The 16,762-nt window shown below is 44.5% G+C and carries 15 protein-coding genes; 6 read left to right on the plus strand and 9 right to left on the minus strand.

Annotated features, from left to right (window positions below):
- Nucleotides 1-157: 157 nt before the first annotated feature.
- The 6 genes from trpA to ACVBJC_RS18740 form a co-directional block, all read right to left on the minus strand.
- Nucleotides 158-967, minus strand: a complete 810-nt coding sequence (gene trpA / locus ACVBJC_RS18715) for a tryptophan synthase subunit alpha (RefSeq protein ID WP_447162438.1) — start codon at nucleotides 965-967, stop codon at nucleotides 158-160.
- Between the two features lie 10 nt (nucleotides 968-977).
- Nucleotides 978-2,240, minus strand: coding sequence for a tryptophan synthase subunit beta (trpB, locus tag ACVBJC_RS18720; protein WP_447162439.1), 1,263 nt, complete (start codon nucleotides 2,238-2,240; stop codon nucleotides 978-980).
- 109 nt (nucleotides 2,241-2,349) lie between these two features.
- Nucleotides 2,350-3,783 carry a bifunctional indole-3-glycerol-phosphate synthase TrpC/phosphoribosylanthranilate isomerase TrpF gene (gene trpCF, locus ACVBJC_RS18725; RefSeq protein WP_447162460.1) on the minus strand — a complete coding sequence of 478 codons (1,434 nt, stop codon included), beginning with the start codon at nucleotides 3,781-3,783 and terminating at the stop codon, nucleotides 2,350-2,352.
- Between the two features lie 7 nt (nucleotides 3,784-3,790).
- Complete coding sequence (gene trpD / locus ACVBJC_RS18730) at nucleotides 3,791-4,840, minus strand: anthranilate phosphoribosyltransferase (protein ID WP_447162461.1); 1,050 nt, start codon at nucleotides 4,838-4,840, stop codon at nucleotides 3,791-3,793.
- 28 nt (nucleotides 4,841-4,868) lie between these two features.
- The gene (locus ACVBJC_RS18735) at nucleotides 4,869-5,504 is read right to left on the minus strand and encodes an aminodeoxychorismate/anthranilate synthase component II (protein WP_447162440.1); all 636 of its coding nucleotides are present in this window, start codon (nucleotides 5,502-5,504) and stop codon (nucleotides 4,869-4,871) included.
- Nucleotides 5,501-7,084, minus strand: a complete 1,584-nt coding sequence (locus ACVBJC_RS18740) for an anthranilate synthase component 1 (RefSeq protein ID WP_447162441.1) — start codon at nucleotides 7,082-7,084, stop codon at nucleotides 5,501-5,503. Before ACVBJC_RS18740 ends, ACVBJC_RS18735 begins: the two co-directional genes overlap by 4 nt.
- 732 nt (nucleotides 7,085-7,816) lie before the next feature.
- Between ACVBJC_RS18740 and ACVBJC_RS18745 the strand changes: the two genes are divergently transcribed.
- From ACVBJC_RS18745 to ACVBJC_RS18770, 6 genes are all read left to right on the plus strand, one after another.
- Nucleotides 7,817-8,551, plus strand: a complete 735-nt coding sequence (locus tag ACVBJC_RS18745; RefSeq protein WP_447162442.1) for a DUF1538 family protein — start codon at nucleotides 7,817-7,819, stop codon at nucleotides 8,549-8,551.
- A gap of 41 nt (nucleotides 8,552-8,592) precedes the next feature.
- The gene (locus ACVBJC_RS18750) at nucleotides 8,593-9,378 is read left to right on the plus strand and encodes a DUF1538 domain-containing protein (protein WP_447162443.1); all 786 of its coding nucleotides are present in this window, start codon (nucleotides 8,593-8,595) and stop codon (nucleotides 9,376-9,378) included.
- The gene (locus ACVBJC_RS18755; protein ID WP_447162444.1) at nucleotides 9,368-9,718 is read left to right on the plus strand and encodes a P-II family nitrogen regulator; all 351 of its coding nucleotides are present in this window, start codon (nucleotides 9,368-9,370) and stop codon (nucleotides 9,716-9,718) included. Before ACVBJC_RS18750 ends, ACVBJC_RS18755 begins: the two co-directional genes overlap by 11 nt.
- Nucleotides 9,715-10,119, plus strand: coding sequence for a CBS domain-containing protein (locus ACVBJC_RS18760; protein ID WP_447162445.1), 405 nt, complete (start codon nucleotides 9,715-9,717; stop codon nucleotides 10,117-10,119). The genes ACVBJC_RS18755 and ACVBJC_RS18760 overlap by 4 nt, the downstream gene beginning before the upstream one ends.
- 308 nt (nucleotides 10,120-10,427) lie before the next feature.
- Complete coding sequence (locus ACVBJC_RS18765) at nucleotides 10,428-11,240, plus strand: RecX family transcriptional regulator (RefSeq protein ID WP_447162446.1); 813 nt, start codon at nucleotides 10,428-10,430, stop codon at nucleotides 11,238-11,240.
- 178 nt (nucleotides 11,241-11,418) lie between these two features.
- Nucleotides 11,419-11,970 (plus strand): YbhB/YbcL family Raf kinase inhibitor-like protein, encoded by a 552-nt coding sequence (locus tag ACVBJC_RS18770; RefSeq protein WP_447162447.1) that lies wholly within the window; start codon nucleotides 11,419-11,421, stop codon nucleotides 11,968-11,970.
- A 230-nt stretch (nucleotides 11,971-12,200) separates the two neighbouring features.
- On the opposite strand, the gene ACVBJC_RS18775 is transcribed toward ACVBJC_RS18770, so the two are convergent.
- From ACVBJC_RS18775 to ACVBJC_RS18785, 3 genes are all read right to left on the minus strand, one after another.
- On the minus strand, nucleotides 12,201-12,557 hold the full coding sequence (locus ACVBJC_RS18775; protein ID WP_447162448.1) for a glutathione S-transferase N-terminal domain-containing protein: 357 nt from the start codon (nucleotides 12,555-12,557) through the stop codon (nucleotides 12,201-12,203).
- A gap of 88 nt (nucleotides 12,558-12,645) precedes the next feature.
- Nucleotides 12,646-13,290 (minus strand): Type 1 glutamine amidotransferase-like domain-containing protein, encoded by a 645-nt coding sequence (locus ACVBJC_RS18780; protein WP_447162449.1) that lies wholly within the window; start codon nucleotides 13,288-13,290, stop codon nucleotides 12,646-12,648.
- A 338-nt stretch (nucleotides 13,291-13,628) separates the two neighbouring features.
- Nucleotides 13,629-16,742, minus strand: coding sequence for a DUF748 domain-containing protein (locus ACVBJC_RS18785; RefSeq protein ID WP_447162450.1), 3,114 nt, complete (start codon nucleotides 16,740-16,742; stop codon nucleotides 13,629-13,631).
- Nucleotides 16,743-16,762 lie beyond the last annotated feature (20 nt).

A 16,762-nucleotide genomic window follows, 5' to 3' on the forward strand; every position in this document is an offset into this window, starting at 1 on the left:
ATTAACGAGATGCTAAAATAAGCTTATTGCTTGAGTTGCTTGAGTTGCTTGAGTTGCTTGAGTTGCTTGAGTTGCTTATTTAAGCTTATAGGCAAAGAGTCTACTAATAAAAATAGCGCCATTAAGGCGCTATTTTTTTGTTTGTAGTAATAGCAAATTAGCGAGCGGTTGCGGCTTTCATATTGCGAGTAAATTCAGCAAGGGCGCTAAGGAGCGCTGCCTCGTTGTCTTTATTCGCGTCAATGATTTTCACCACGGCAGAGCCTGAAATTGCGCCCGCAGCGCCAGCATCAATAGCTGCTTTTACCTGGCTCGGCTCGGCAATACCAAAGCCTAGCAAAGGCGGCGCGCCATTAAACTCTTTTAAACGGTTGAGGATATCGGTAATTGGCATACCGGCTTTGGATTCTGTTCCAGTGACACCTGCGCGCGAGAGTAGGTAGGTATAGCCTTGGCCTTTTTCACTCACAAGCTTGAGAGTGTCACTATCCGCATTGGGCGGCGCGATAAAAATTGGTGCAATACCGTGAGCTTTTGCAGACTCGATAAACGGGGTCGCTTCTTCAACTGGCACATCGGCAATCAATACTGAATCTACACCCGCGGCTTGGCATTTTGCGTAGAAGGTGTCGACACCGTTGGCAAAGACCAGGTTGGCATATAGAAGCAGGCCAATCGGCAGTTCAGGGTATTTAGCTCGAATACTGCTTAGCATCTCAAAGCACTGTGTTGGCGTAGTGCCTGCCGCTAATGAGCGTAGGTTGGCTCCTTGTATTACCGGACCGTCGGCTAATGGATCAGAAAATGGAAAGCCAAGTTCTAGTGCATCGGCACCATTTTTAACTAGGGTGTCGATAATTTTTAGTGATATCTCAGGTGACGGATCACCTAAGGTCACGAATGGCACAAATGCGCCTTGTTTTTTTTCATTTAGGGCGGCAAAGGCTGCCTGATAACGTTGACTCATTGCCACTCTCCTAGCTGTTTTGTGCTGCAGTTGTTTGGTTTTGTTCTGAGCTTTGCTGTTCAACTTTTTGTTGCTCAGCTTTTTTCTCTTCAACTTCCTGTTTCTCAAGAATGTCCGCAACGGTGAAGATATCTTTATCGCCGCGACCTGATAGGTTAACCACAAGCAGGGTTTCTTTGGTGGCTTCTTTTGCCAGTTTTACCGCATAAGCAATCGCGTGAGCAGACTCCAGTGCCGGAATAATGCCCTCTGAACGAGCGAGTAGCTGAAAGGCTTCAAGCGCTTCATCATCGGTCGCAGACTCATACGTAGCGCGCCCCGTGGCTGCAAGGTGCGCATGCTGTGGGCCAACCGATGGGAAATCAAGTCCTGCAGAAACAGAGTAAGACTCCTCAATTTGGCCTTCGCTGTCTTGCATTAATGGCGCTTTCATACCGAAGAAAATACCGGTTTTACCGTGCTTAAGTGGCGCGCCGTGCATTGGGGTATCGATGCCTTTTCCTGCTGGCTCTACACCAATCAGTGCCACTTCTTTCTCGTCGATAAAATCTGCAAACATACCAATCGCGTTTGAGCCACCGCCGACACAGGCGATAACGGCATCAGGCAAACGACCTTCACGTTCAAGGATCTGCGCTTTGGTTTCTTCGCCAATCATGCGTTGGAACTCACGTACAATTGTTGGGAATGGGTGTGGGCCCGCTGCTGTGCCAAGTAGATAGTGGGCTTTGTCATAGCTGCCAGACCAGTCACGCATCGCCTCGTTGCAAGCATCTTTCAACGTGGCAGAACCAGAGGTGACAGGAATAACTTCAGCGCCCATTAACTTCATTCTAAATACGTTAGGTGACTGACGCTCAACATCTTTAGCGCCCATATACACTTTACACTTAAGACCGAGTAAGGCGCAGGCAAGGGCGGTAGCAACGCCATGTTGGCCAGCGCCGGTTTCGGCGATGATCTCTTTCTTACCCATACGTTTAGCCAGTAGCGCCTGACCTAAAACCTGGTTGGTTTTATGGGCACCGCCATGCAGTAGATCTTCACGCTTTAGGTAAATTTTGGCTAACGGGTTAGGGCTTAAGTTACGGGTCAGTGTTAACGCTGTTGGGCGGCCCGCATAATTTTTCAATAATTCAGTGAACTCTTGTTGAAACGCCTCATCTTCTTGCGCTTCGATAAAGGCGGTTTCTAACTGCTTAAGGGCTGGCATTAAAATCTGTGGTACGTACATACCGCCGTATTCCCCAAAGTAGGGATTTAACTTGCTCATAATCTTGTCCTTTATCTTTTCAATTTGTTGCCACTGGCTGGTTGAGCCAATGGCATAATCTTGTTTAGGCTGTTGCTTTGAATCTATTTGGTACTTATTTTCAATTTAATTAGTACTGGCGCAGTCGCGCAAATGTTTCAGTAATTTTGTTGGCATCTTTAATTCCAGGGCTTTGCTCAAGACCAGAGTTAAAATCTAAGCCATAAAATCCTTGGTTTGCCGCTTGCACTGCGTTATCAGGGCTTAAACCGCCAGCCAGTAGCGCGAGCTCTTTACTCGGAAGAACCTTTTGCCAGTCAAAGCATTGACCGGTACCGCCAAATTGGCCGTCTGATTTACTATCAAATACTACGCGGTCGATACCTTCTGGAATTACAAGCTCATCACCGTTATTACCTTCAACATCAGTATTTACCGCAATGGCTTTCCAAATTTGTGTTTGGCAGTTCTGCTTGGCAAATATTGCTGTTAACTCAGCGATTTCAAGCTCGGTTTCTTTACCGTGTAACTGCACTGCAAATAGGCCTAAATCGATAGCCAGCTTAGCGATAACATCGACCGCTTCGTTCACAAATACCCCAACTAGGCTCAGCTTGATGCCAGTTTGCTTGAGCTGCTCGACTAAACCCTGTGCTTGCTGTGCAGTCACGGCACGCGGTGATTTTTTAGCAAAGATCAGGCCGCCATAGACTGCGCCAGCTTTAGCCACGGCAAGCATATCTTCGATGCGGGTTAACCCACATACTTTGTTGTGACCAAGTGTAAGAGTTCTGCAGGCAAGGTCCAGATCGTCTTCTGCCATCAATGAGCTGCCAACCAAGAAGCCATCAACTAATGGGGCTAAACGGCGAACTTGTGCTTGGTTATAAATACCTGATTCACTGATCACTACTCTGTCTGCCGGAATATGCGGTGCAAGCTCTTCTGTGGTAGCAAGGTCGGTCGATAAGTCGCGAAGATTACGATTATTAATACCGATAATCGCAGCATTAAGATCAATGGCGCGAGTTAATTCAACCTGGTTGCTGACTTCAGTTAAAATATCGAGTTGGTATTTTTTCGCTTCTGCAGCAAGCGCTTGATAACGTTCGTCATCGAGCACCGACAACATGAGCAAGATGGCATCAGCGCCTTGGTGAGCGGCAAGTTTGACTTGATATTCGTCTACGAAAAAGTCTTTGCATAAAATGGGCTGACTAACGCGCGCGCGTACACGCGGAATATAGTCCATATCGCCTTGAAAGAACTGCTCATCCGTTAATACAGAAATACCAGCAGCGTAGTGGTTATAGACGTCGCTAATCGCATCGACATCGAATACATCACGAATCAAGCCTTTTGATGGACTGGCCTTTTTACACTCTAAAATAAAGCCAGCATTGGGGGCGTTTAACGCATCAAATAAGCTTCTATCAGAGGTTTTAGGCGTTAAGCTTGCTTCAGGAAAGCGTTGCTTTAATTCGATAATATGCGCCGCTTTTGTATCAACAATCTTAGTTAATACGTTGCTTTCTTTAGCTGCTGTTGGCTTTGTTAGATCCATGCTCACATTAGGCTCCTTTCGCAGCTTGGCTAGCGTTAGCCAGCTGGGTCAATAACTCGTAGGCTTTACCGCTTTTAATTGTCTCTAACGCTAAGGCAGTACCAGCTCTTACATCATCACACACACCTGCAACATACAGCGCGCAGCCAGCATTGATAGCAACGGCATTCATGTGGGCGCTTTGGCCTGCGCCTTGTAAAATAGCACGGGTGTGCTCTGCATTTTCTTCAGGCGCGCCGCCTTCTAAATCTGTTAGTTCAGCGTTTGGTACGCCTAACATGGCAGGCGTAATGCGGTACTCGCTGATCTCGCCATCTTTTAACTCATGTACTAAGGTATCGCCGTGTAGTGCCACTTCATCAAGGCCGCTACCATGAACCACCATAGCGCGCTTGATCCCAAGGGCTTTAACGACCTGGGCAATAGGCGCTACCAGTTCAGGGCTATACACGCCAAGCAGCATAAAGTTTGGGTGGGACGGGTTAATCAAAGGCCCCAATACGTTAAATAAAGTGCGGGTTTTTAGTGCTTGGCGCACAGGTACTGCGTGGGCGACACCGCCATGATAGTGTGGGGCAAACAAGAAGCATAAACCTAGCTCGTCTAAACAATCACGCGCAGTTTCTGGTGCCATGGTCAAATCGATGCCAAATTGCGCCAGTAAGTCTGAAGAGCCTGATTTACTCGACACACTACGGTTACCGTGTTTAGCTACATTGGCGCCCGCCGCTGCAGCGACAAAGGCGGCAGTGGTTGAGATATTGATAGTGTTATGGCCGTCGCCACCAGTGCCGACGATATCAAGGATACCTTTATTAACGGTTGTTTCACTTGGGGTCGGAAAGGCTTTCGCTGCCGCGCGCAGTGCATCTGCTGCACCGGATATTTCATCTATGGTTTCGCCGCGCATTTTCATAGCAACCAGCATACCACCCATGCTGACGGGGTCCATTTTGCCTTGAATGATTTGGCTAAAGAGCACCTTAGCTTCTTGTCGAGTTAGGCTCTCACCGCGATAAAGGGCTTCGATAAGAGCTTCAGTAGGCTTGATTTCAATTGGTTTAACTTGAGTTTGGCTCATAATCTTATCCTTTTACTTCTGTTGGGCTTAGGCTAGTTAGGTTCTGGTTTCCATCAGCTAAAGAGCGGGCAAGATAATCTAAGCTTTGCACTAATAATTGGCTGCCTAAGGTGGTTAAAATCGATTCAGGGTGAAACTGAAAACCCACCGCCTTGTCTTGTCTATGAATAATCGCCATTGGCATCTCTTCTGTGGTGGCGATAACCTCTAAGCAATCTGGCACTTTCGTTGCCACTAAGCTGTGATAACGAGCCACAGGAAGCGGTGATGGCAAACCTACAAAGATCCCTTGGCCGTTATGAAAGGTTGGGCTCGCTTTACCATGAACGACTTGTTTGGCGCGCTCAACTTTACCGCCGTAATGCTCAACTAATGCTTGGTGGCCAAGACAAATGCCCAGCATTGGGACTTTTCCCGCTACACTTTCAATTAATGCCATCAGCGAGCCAGCTTCATGGGGCGCGCCAGGCCCAGGTGATAATACCAGGGCCGCTGGCACGGTTTCGTTTAACAGTTTGTTGGCGATAAAGTTAGCGTCAACATCGTTACGGTAGATCACGACTTCATAACCAAGGCTTCTAAACTGATCCACTAGGTTGTAAGTGAACGAGTCGAAATTATCGAGTAGATAGATTTTCATCGTCCACCTCCCATCTTTATGGCTGAAATTACCGCTTGTGCTTTTTGGCGAGTCTCATCGGCTTCGGCTTGCGGATCGGAGTCAAACACTACGCCTGCACCTGCTTGAATATAGGCGGTGCCATCTTTTACAAAGGCTGAGCGGATCACAATACAGGTATCCATATCACCAAGGCCATTTAAGTAACCTACGGCGCCGCCGTAGCTGCCACGGCGTGTTTTTTCAGCGCCGCGAATAAGTTGGGCCGCGCTGACCTTCGGGGCACCTGTTAATGTACCCATGTTCATGCAAGCTTGATAAGCATGAAGGGCATCTAAGTCAGTTCTTAACTGACCTGTTACTCGGCTGACTAAATGCATCACGTGGGAGTATCTGTCTACCTTTAGTAGTTCAGGTACTTTACGGGTACCGCTTTGGCTAATACGGGCAATATCGTTGCGGGCTAAATCAACTAACATAATGTGTTCAGACAGCTCTTTTTTATCTAAGCGCAGTTCAAGCTCGTTGCGGCTATCTAGATCAAAGTCGATTTCGCCACTGGCGGTTTTACCCCGTTTACGAGTACCTGCAATCGGGTAGATCTCAACTTGATTGCTCTTAGCTTCATATTTGAGTGCACTTTCAGGTGATGCACCAAACAAAGTAAAGTCGTCACCGCGAAAATAAAACATGTAAGGGCTTGGATTCGTCAGCCTTAACGCACGGTATGCACCTAATGTATTTGGGCAAGGTAAGCTAAAACTACGAGATGGCACCACTTGGAAAATATCGCCGGCAATAATGTGCTCTTTGAGAGCATTGACGGTACCTTTGAAGTCTTCATCACAAATATTGACTTGGGTTTGGGCGTCAACTGTTTGCAATTTTGCAATGGGAGCGAGTGAGTGACAGGCTTGCTGTAATTGGGCCATACGCTCATTGAGCTGTTGGCTTACGTGGCTTGAGGTAACGTGTGTGGGCTCAATAAATTGATGAGTAACAATTTCAGCGCTTTGCTGCTGATGATCCACAAGAATTAACGTTTCGGCGAGGTAAAACAAGTAGTCTGGGCAGGTGTTATCCCCCTCTGGCACACTTGGTAGCGGTTCTACGGTATCAATTAAGTCATAAGAGAGTACGCCGCCCAGAAACAGATCTTCAAACTCAGGGCTTTCATCACAGCGAATGTGTTTAACCAGCATTCTGAGACCATCGAGCGGGGAGGTCGACTTTAAGCGGGCATCTTCATCGAGTTGATTACGCTCTTTTTGTAGGGTAACAATGAGGCTCGATTCGGAAGTTACTTGGCATTGGCTACTTGGAAAAGCTTGCTGAAAGAATGTGCGGATAGGGGCTAGCAATGCCTTACCATTGTCAGTTAACGCTTGAAATTGTAACTGGTAACCGTCGCAGCGGATCTTCATGGCTGAGTGTGTCAGGACGATACTCTTTAAGTGATCTTTGCTGTCAATTTCAGCCGATTCAAGCAACATGGTATGAGGGGCATCTTGAGTCACATGCTGGTATAAGCGAAGCGGGTCATCGTGATATGCCAACGCCTCTTTTTGAGTGACAACTTTAGCGATAGTATGCTGTGTCATGCTCCTGCTCCTGCCTTGTAGGGTAATGCATTATTCATTGTTTTATCTCACTTTATCTTATATCAATCACGATGCCTATTACACGTCATTGCTCATTGCCCGCTGCCTTGGCTTTCTTGTTTCTCGCTGTTTTATTATCGCTTAAATACAAGAAAGCCCGCAGAGTGTGCGGGCTTTCTTGTTGAATCTTGGCTCAGTTCTATGAGCACACAGTTTCACACCACCCGCTAAGTTGGGAAGTGCCACCACCAATTAATGTTTTGGAAAGTATTAAACTGTGTCATTTAAAATTCATCTTGTTTGTTTCAGTGACTATATAAAAACATTTGCGGGTGAAAGCTGTCAATTGAATATTTCTATTTTTGACTGATTTTCACTAATTGAGTGTATAAATTTGTCTAATTTTATTTTTATAGGGTGATTTTGGTGTTTTTTGAGTGGATTTTGCTAAAAACTGTCATTGTCGAATTTGATTGTTTGTAGCTTGTAAGCCGTTAAATGAACATTGCGCACAATAATGCATCAACAAAGAGACCTACAACCAGTATGTAAAAGCGCGGGCAATGATTTCTTGCTGGATCTCTTGATTTGTTTTGCTGCCTAACAGCTTAATTTTTGTTTCGATAGCCTCGATATTTGATCTAGCGCAAACTTGGTGTAACGCCTGTTAAATATTTGTTGTGATCCGCGCTCGTTTTGGCACACTGAAAATGTGGCCCCAAAGGAGTGAATATGGCTTCAATCAATCAGCTGTTAAAGGCGTTGTTTAATAGTTTCAAAGATTTGATCCCTATTATTTTGGTGGTCTGCTTCTTTGAGATATTTGTCTTACAACAAGCACCCGATAACCTTTTTTCGATTTTAATCGGTCTTGTTTTCATTATCGTCGGGTTAACTTTCTTTGTATTTGGTCTCGAAATGGGACTGTTTCCCATCGGTGAATCGCTTGCGCAGGCACTGGCTCGCAAGGGCAGCGTGTTTTGGTTAGTGGTATTTTCTTTTTCGCTCGGCTTTGGCACCACATTGGCAGAGCCTGCGTTAACCGCTGTGGCTAATGAAGCGGCGGAGGTAGCAGCTGAGGTCGGGGCGATAAAGTCGAGTGAAGCGTCAATGGATAGCTACGCTATGGGGCTGAGATTAACCGTGGCCTTATCAGTGGGCCTGGCAATTTTGCTTGGTGTGGTCAGAATTTTAAAAGGCTGGCCTATCCATTACCTGATTATTTCAGGCTACATCATAGTGATGATTTTGACCTCATTTGCGCCTGAAAACATTATTGGTATCGCCTATGATTCTGGCGGGGTGACAACATCAACAATTACCGTGCCTTTAGTGACAGCTCTAGGTGTGGGGCTTGCCACAGTGATTAAGGGCCGAAACCCGATGTTAGATGGCTTTGGCCTGATTGCTTTTGCCAGTTTAATGCCAATGATCTTTGTGCTTATTTACGGAATGGTGGTGCTTTAATAGTGGTGCTTTAATAGTGGTGCTTTAATGGGAGTGCTTTAATGGATATGTTGCACCAAGTGCTTGATACCTTACTGGTCACCATACGCGATGTGGTGCCGATAGCGATTATTCTTTTTGGTTTTCAGCTCGGCGTATTAAAAAGGCCTGTTGCCAATTGGCGACGAGTGGTTGCGGGGTTTGTGTATGTCATTTTAGGGCTAAGCTTTTTCTTAGTCGGTCTAGAGATGGCGCTGTTCCCCATTGGCGAGAGTATGGCAGAACAGCTTACCTCCCATGAGTTTATCCATGAAGGCGATTTACAAAATACAGTTAATGCTTGGCAGGACTATTATTGGGTTTACATTTTTGCCGCAGCAATTGGTTTTAGTACGACTATTGCTGAGCCTTCTTTGATTGCGGTGGCGATTAAAGCCAATCAGGTTTCCGGTGGCACTATCGGTATTCAAGGCTTACGTATTTCAGTGGCTATCGGCGTAGCCTTTGGTATTGCATTAGGGTGCTTTCGAATTGTCGTTGGGGATCCTATTCACTACTACATTATGGCGGGTTATGTGCTGGTGGTTATTCAAACCTTTTATGCACCTAAAATGATAGTACCACTGGCTTATGATTCTGGCGGTGTGACGACCTCTACGGTCACCGTTCCGTTAGTTGCTGCTTTAGGTTTAGGCTTAGCGACCAATGTTGAGGGACGTAATCCCCTTATTGATGGCTTTGGCCTTATTGCCTTTGCCAGCTTGTTTCCCATGATCACTGTGATGGGCTATGCCCAATTGGTGGAATTTAAGAATAGAACCCAAAAGGAGCGAGATAATGCGCTTTAAACTTATTCTGGTGTTTATTGATGATGCCTGTACAGACTCGGTTTTAGATGCGGCTCGTAGTAAAGGTGCGACAGGCGCTACAGTCATTAATCACGCTCGCGGTGAAGGTCTTAAGAAACAGAAAACCTTTATGGGCTTAACGTTAGATGTTCAGCGAGATGTGGTGTTGTTATTAGTTGAAGAGCATTTATGTCGAACCATTTTAGAAACCGTAAGTGAAGTGGGTGAGTTTGATAGCGATTCCGGTAAAGGTATCGCTATTCAAATCGATGTGGAAGATGCGGTAGGTGTTGCGCACCAAGTACAAAAATTAAGTCGTGATATTGAGGACCAAATATGAAGACCGAAAACCCTGTAAGAAATCATGATGTGATGAGTCAAGACTACGCCATGATTGATGGACTGCAAACCGTAGCAGAAGCTATTGAACATGCAGTTAACAATAAGGTGAACGTATTGTTTGTTAATAAACGTCACGATGATGATGAGTTTGGTATGGTGTTGATGAGTGACATCGCTAAAAAGGTTTTAGCACAAGATAGATCGCCAGAGCGAGTGAATGTGTATGAGATTATGGTTAAACCTGTGCTGACGGTACCTGGGCGGATGGATGTTCGCTATAGCGCACGTTTGTTTGACCGTTTCGGTATTACCAAGGCGCCAGTGATTGAGGATAACAAAATAGCAGGACTTGTTAGTTACCACGATATTGTGCTTAAAGGCATGATTAATCGTGGCTAATATGCGGCTGTTATCGTGGCTAATACAGTCTCACAGTCGCTAATACTGTCACTAAGATTAGCCGCGATTTATATATGAATTAAACAAACCTCACCACGAAGTGCTTCTCTTTAATGAAGGACTGTTATTGTCCAATAAATACCGGAGTGCTGCGGCCACATCATTATGTTAAGTATAGTTTTAAAGTTTATGAGGACATAGTGGCTGCTTGTTCGGTAGCGTGGGATCCGGTCACAGGGCTATTCCTCAACAATACTGGGATCTGCTACACTGGCTTTGGTTACTTTTTAATTTAAGTTCAATTTGTTATGCAGCGCCCACCATTACGTCAAGCCAAAACCATCGATAATGTTTTTAATAGTGCCTATTGGCATCTTAGTCAGCAGGATTTCACCATTAATGAAATTCGTACCAAGCTTGAGCGTAAAACCGAAAATCAAGAATGGATTGATACCGTACTCGCTAGGCTCATCGAGGGTGGGTATCTAAAAAATGATTTTGACTTTGCACTGCGTTATTGCGAGCTAGCCTTTAGTCATGAACTCGGTGCTGGCGCGATTAGGCGTAAGTTACAGCAGCGCGGTGTATCAGTGGCTGACGTTGATAGTGCAATAGAGCAAGTGATGCAAGAGCAAACAGTCGATAGCTATGAGATGGCAACCTCTAGGCTACTGGACAGATATGATAACTTTTACGGGACCAACAAAGAGAAAGTCTATGCCATGATGACCACAAAAGGTTTTTCTCGGGTAGAAATTGATCATGCATTATCACAACACCCGATGCGTGAAACCCTGCGCAGTAAACTCGCCGTAAAAGCGGACAAAGCCGACTTAACGACCGAAATCATCAAGTTATATAATAAAGGCAAAGGTGAAACTCTTATCTTGCAGGAGTTAAAACAGCGATTGATTGATGTGAGTGATTTTGTCGATACCTTGTATCAATTGACGCTTGCTGGAAATATTGATTTTTATCAGAGCTGTAAAAAAGAGCTAGCAAAAAAGCGCTATGATTTATCTGACTATAAAGAGAAGTCGAAAGCTTATGCGTATCTATCCCGTAAAGGTTTTAGCAGTGATGAAATAAAAGAGGCCATGAGCCCTGATGATGAGCTTTGAAGGCATCAGTATTACTGATTAACCAAGCAGCTATCGAATTTTAATTATATCTGTTGGCCCCCCGAAACTTAGATTAAAGGCAAGTCGACTTTTTTCGACTATGCTTATTTGATTGTGACGTAGAGATAAATCAAATCAAATCAAATCAAATCAAATCAAATCAATATAGGTAGGATATATGAGATTCAATAAAGTCTTGTTATTAGCTGCATGTAGTTTATTTGCACTTTCTAGTCAGGCGATAGAGTTAAAGAGTACAAATGTCACTGAAGGTCAGAGCCTTAAAAATGCCCAGCTATTTAATCAATGGGGCTGCAGTGGAGAAAATATCTCTCCAGAGCTCAGTTGGAGCGATGTTCCAGAAGGCACTAAAAGTTTTGCTGTGACAATGTACGACCCTGATGCACCTACTGGGAGCGGCTGGTGGCATTGGATGGTTGTTAATTTACCAGCAAGTACTCAGAGTTTGCCGGCTAACTCGGGTCTAAAGGGAGGGGCGAATCTTCCTAAAGGGGCGAGTATGGTTTCTAATGATTTTGGCTTCAAAGGCTTTGGCGGTGGCTGTCCTCCTGAAGGTGCTGCGCCACATAATTACCAAATCACTGTTTATGCGCTAGATGTTGCTCATCTTGAATTACCAGAGAGTGGCACCGCTGCGCTGGCTGGGTATAATATTTATCAACATCTTCTGGGCAAGGCGGTGCTGACTGCACCGACAAATGCAAGGTAGTAGACTTAAGTAGTTGGTATTAGCAGGTATTAGTTACGGATAAATAATAGTAACCGGTACGTATTAGTAACTTGGGTTAAATTATCGTTTGAGTAACCGCTATGAAAAAGGCAGCATTGATATGCTGCCTTTTGTTTTATCTGGTTGCTTTTACTTATTTACAGCTCCTCCCGAAATACATCGACTTGAGTTAAGTTGACACTTTTAGGGCGAGAAAGCAGGCCTGCGGGTTAAGCAAATTTTTTATCGAGAAAGCCAATGATCTCTGAAGACTCATACATCCAAGTTGATTGACCATTTTCTACAATTTTCATGCAAGGAACCTGTAGCTTTCCACCTTCGTTTAGCAATGTGCTCTTATGTGGTTCTTGCTTGGCATCGAGAGTGACGATATTTAAGCCTTGGCGACGCAAAGAACGACGAACTTTAACGCAAAATGGGCACGCCTTATATTCGTAAATAGTCATATTGCTGGTTGCGTTGTCGATTTGTTGTTGTTCTTCTTGTGGACGCTTTAGTTTTTTAGGTGAAAAAACAAAGTTTAAAAACAGGATGATACGTCCTAATACCCAACGAATGATAAACATTAACTACCTCTGATGTATTGTTATTCGCGCAGATTTTAACTCAAGCGTTACAGGGTTGAAAGTAATGATTAAAGATCTGCTTTCATCTTTATGACTTTGACCAATGACAATGGCCTATCTCTTCTATCGCTCCAGAAATCATTACTAGGCTGGCATTGTCCGGACATAAACAGATCTGCTGACTAAATGCTGAAAGCTGTTGTTTAAATGACTTGCTTTCAAGCCGCACAGGGCTGATGTGGGGCGCAAACATAAAGTCCACTAAGTTGAGCGCTGTAAAATCTGTAAGCTGACAATGATTGATGTCGCCGCAAAGTGCAGCGCTTTCAATACTTGAGGTTATGAGCATCGCACCTGCGCTAACGCCAATGAGTGCACCACCATTGACTGCATATTGGCGCAAAATGGGTAATAGTTTTTGCTGTTGCATTGCTTTTAAGAAACGATAGGTATCACCGCCAGAGAGATGAATGGCATCGCAGTTTAACAGCGCCTCGAGACTGCTCGGTGAAAAGCCTGATTCTAACTCAAGATAAACAGATAGCGTTGCATCGAGTGTTTGATACATCTGCTGAGTTTGCAAAAAGTACTCTCTTTGAGGGTCGGGCTCAGAGGCGATATAGCCAATTGTTAGCTGGGGATGTTTGTTGGTTGTTGCTATGGATGTAAGCACTGCTTTAATTGCGGCTTGGCCATTTTCAGTATTAGGATCACTCAGTAGGGCGAGTTTCATCGGTTCTGTCCTTAGATGATGCCAGTGTATCAGCATTGCTATGATGTGGATTATGACTCGACTTTAGCCGATCTTACATTGAGTTTAAAGCCTACTAGCCAAGCACAAGCCAGCTAAATACAAGCGAGCTCAGCAGGAGACAGCCAAGCACAAGGCTGTCAAACAAAAGGTAGTCTAGTACAAGCCTGCTAAGTACAAGGCAGTTAATCACAAGGTTGATAAGTAATAGCTCTTTTCAATAGCTCTTTGATGGCGATGAATGATTTGCGATCAGCTGCCCAATAAAAAGCACGCAAAGATGCGTGCTTTTTATTAGGCAGGAGGTAATTGAATTGACGTTAATTCGCACCCAAGGTCAGTAAGGCCTGGCTTGAACCTGTATTGAGCTCCACTTGGCTATCGAGTAGGAATATTCTTTGTGGTTCAATTTTCGCTTGTTCAATTAAATAGGTTTTAACCGCAGTCGCACGTTGTTGTGCTAGATGCCCAAGTGCAGCCTCTGGGAGTCGTTGTGCACGCAGCAGAAAGTTATACAGTGCGATATGCCAGCGCTGTGTAAGCTGGAGAACGGTAAGTTTGTTCTCTCCTTGATGTTCTGCTTCGATTTTCTCTTTCACCTTTTTAGCTGGGCTAGCAAGCTCTGTTTCATAGAGCGTTATTAGCGCATCAGACAATGCACCAGTTGTTGGGTAACTGCTAGGTGATAAATCAACAGGCAGTGATGTGATATCCAGTTTGGCTGTTTGAGCGAGCTTAGCGTTAAGCTGTTGCTCTCTGAGCGCTTTGCTATCTTCTTGCATGTTAACACTGCCTTTAACGCTGAGGGTTAGCATGGGTCTATCAACTAAGCCCGTGGCCAGCTTGTTAAGTTTAGTTTGTTGGCTGTCATCGAGGCTCGCGATACCGGCTGCGAAACTGACTTTATCGAGTTGTTCTTCATCAGAACCAAGTAGCCCCGCAAGCAAAGTAAAGGGAGCGGTTACTGCTTTGGTGATCACATTAGTAAAGGCGGTCATGACGATGCTGCCAATACTAAAGCTTGGGTCATCTACATCACCAGATACTTTAAGGCCTAAATCAATCACGCCGTGTCTATTTTGCAAGAGTGCAATGGCCAAAGTCACAGGCAAGGTGGTAGCAAGACTACTATCGCTAGGTTGTCCCAGCTTTAATTGGTCGATGACTAAATGGTTCTCCCCAATTAATTGGCTATTATCGAGTCGGTAGTTAAGCGCTAATGACAATAGCCCTTTATCAATGTAATAACCTGCGTAGGTACCAGCGTAGGGGCTTATCGAGGTAAGCTCGACATGTTTGAAGCTAAGGGCAAGATCTAAATAAGGCTGCTTAAGCAGTGGGTTGATATCTCCCTTTAAGCTAACGGGGGCGTAGCGATCAATCTTACCTTTAATATCTACGGTGGCTGTTTGCTCACTGTTTGAAGACAATTTGCTTATATTGCCATCTAAATATTCGATACTGGCAGCAAAGTTAGGTGTCAACGAGTTATCGGCGAAAAAGGTAGAACCCTCTTTAAAGCTGATTTTGTTGATGGTCAAGGCCAGTGGCTTGCTAGCTGTTTCCTGTTGATGCTCTTGCTTAGTTACAACATTGGCTGTGACGGCTTTATGCTGAGTTGTGGTTTCAGTTGTGGTTTTAGGAGCTGCAGCCGTTGGTACTATAAACAGATCACCTATGTTGGTGCTCTTATCTTTAGCGATCATTATCCGGCCATAAGGCTGATTTAGCGCGACATGATCGATATCGATACTGTTGGCATTTTTATCGAATGCTAAGCGATTGACCTCTAAGTTTTTCCATTTTATTAAGTCTTTTTTCTGTAGCGTATCTTTAATCAGTAAGTCATTGACGCCTAAGCTGCCGGTATAGCTTAACTGTTGAGTTTGGGCATTAAAGGCAAAGTCTCCCTCAGTGCTAAAATCACCTTGCTTGAGCTCAATATTGACATAAGGTTTCAGGTAGTTTTGTATTTGTGGCAGTGCAAACTTGGTGACTGACACTTTGGCGTTCACTAATTGTTTTAATGCGTCGATATGACCGTTTGATGCCAATAGACCCTGTTGATTCACGTTGAGTGATAATTGGTAGTCAATTGGCGAGGCGAGATCGGCGTTTATGGCTCCAGTCGTCAGTTCAATATCCTCTATTTGCCATAAGGTATTTTGAGTGACTAATTGCTCGCTTAGATTCACTTGGTAATCTTTAAGGTTGATTCCTTTGAGTATTGCAGTCCAACTGCTCTTAGCGGTTTGAGCCTGATTGGCAGATATGACAGCCTTATCATTATTGGTTTTTACTGCTGAAGAGTCGTTTGGTGTTGTATTGATAGGGGTAAAGATTGTCGCCAGATTAATGCCATCTTTGTTCAATTTAGCATTGAGCACAAGCCCCTCGGTATCGAGCGTTTCTGCCGTTACCGATCTCTGCTTAAGGTTAAACTCGATACCTTTAAGAGCGATGATGGGGAGCTTTATAATTGATTGCTTTTGATAATCAAAGTTGATGTCAGCTAATTCTAGCATGCCCTGGTCGGTGGTAAACTGAAGTTTATTCTCTTGCATTTGCAGCTGATAATGACTCGATAAACTAAATTGTCCAGAGGTTAGTTGAGGGGCAAACTGCGCCGAGATAAAAGACCAAAATTGTGGCAGTTGGATATTGGTCAGTTGCACATCTCCAACAATATTCAAGGGTGATAATTGTACTAGCCCTTGAGTGGTAATTTCACCGCCGTTACGGCCGACAACATGAATTGCATAGTGGTTGGTTTTTTGTTCAAGTTCAAGATTGTTAAGTGACGATGTAATCGCATGATTAGAGTCAAAATACTTGATATTGAGGTTTAATGCTGGGTAGTGCAATTGGCTATGGGTAAGCTTATCTGTAAAGTTCAGATCAGCATTCACAATCGCTAAGTTTGTGACGATAAAGTGCGGGATCCCAGCTGACTTTGTCGGCTCCTCGTCGCTTTTATCTTTAGGGCGATTTGCTAATGTCTCAATAATATCTGAAAAATTAAAGCGTAATGTTTGCGGCGTATTGAGTCGCTCAACGTTGATTACTGGCGCTGTTAACGTGACATTAGCGATGCTGAAGGCGGTATTAACAACCGAGTCCCAAAATTGGTACTCAAAGTTTAATTGTGAAAAGCCAACAAAGGGTTTGCTATCTGTCTCTTGTAATTCGAATTTATCGATGGCGACTTCAAGAGTGAACGGGTTGACCTTGACGTTTTCAAGAGTAACCGGGCGCTGTAGCAACGAAGATAACTGCTCGGGTACTTGCTTAACCACAATATAGGGTACCAATAAGCCTAGTATTGCAGTAAAAGTAAAATAAATGGCGGTCACTATGATGAGTAAACGCTGATACTTTGGACGCTGACGGTAGCCATTCAGCACAGCTTGAAATGATGTTTTGATAAAAGACATACAGACCTTTGTCGATTTAA

The sequence above is a fragment of the Shewanella sp. 0m-6 genome (assembly GCF_052977325.1).

Bases quoted from the DNA above. Each gene is read 5' to 3' on its own strand.
- ACVBJC_RS18770 (WP_447162447.1), top strand. From the start codon at position 11,419: ATGAGATTCAATAAAGTCTTGTTATTAGCTGCATGTAGTTTATTTGCA.
- ACVBJC_RS18755 (WP_447162444.1), top strand. From the start codon at position 9,368: ATGCGCTTTAAACTTATTCTGGTGTTTATTGATGATGCCTGTACAGAC.
- trpCF (WP_447162460.1), bottom strand. From the start codon at position 3,783: ATGGATCTAACAAAGCCAACAGCAGCTAAAGAAAGCAACGTATTAACT.
- ACVBJC_RS18785 (WP_447162450.1), bottom strand. From the start codon at position 16,742: ATGTCTTTTATCAAAACATCATTTCAAGCTGTGCTGAATGGCTACCGT.
- ACVBJC_RS18745 (WP_447162442.1), top strand. From the start codon at position 7,817: ATGGCTTCAATCAATCAGCTGTTAAAGGCGTTGTTTAATAGTTTCAAA.
- trpA (WP_447162438.1), bottom strand. From the start codon at position 967: ATGAGTCAACGTTATCAGGCAGCCTTTGCCGCCCTAAATGAAAAAAAA.
- ACVBJC_RS18750 (WP_447162443.1), top strand. From the start codon at position 8,593: ATGGATATGTTGCACCAAGTGCTTGATACCTTACTGGTCACCATACGC.
- ACVBJC_RS18780 (WP_447162449.1), bottom strand. From the start codon at position 13,290: ATGAAACTCGCCCTACTGAGTGATCCTAATACTGAAAATGGCCAAGCC.
- ACVBJC_RS18775 (WP_447162448.1), bottom strand. From the start codon at position 12,557: ATGTTTATCATTCGTTGGGTATTAGGACGTATCATCCTGTTTTTAAAC.
- trpB (WP_447162439.1), bottom strand. From the start codon at position 2,240: ATGAGCAAGTTAAATCCCTACTTTGGGGAATACGGCGGTATGTACGTA.
- ACVBJC_RS18765 (WP_447162446.1), top strand. From the start codon at position 10,428: ATGCAGCGCCCACCATTACGTCAAGCCAAAACCATCGATAATGTTTTT.
- ACVBJC_RS18735 (WP_447162440.1), bottom strand. From the start codon at position 5,504: ATGAAAATCTATCTACTCGATAATTTCGACTCGTTCACTTACAACCTA.
- ACVBJC_RS18740 (WP_447162441.1), bottom strand. From the start codon at position 7,084: ATGACACAGCATACTATCGCTAAAGTTGTCACTCAAAAAGAGGCGTTG.
- ACVBJC_RS18760 (WP_447162445.1), top strand. From the start codon at position 9,715: ATGAAGACCGAAAACCCTGTAAGAAATCATGATGTGATGAGTCAAGAC.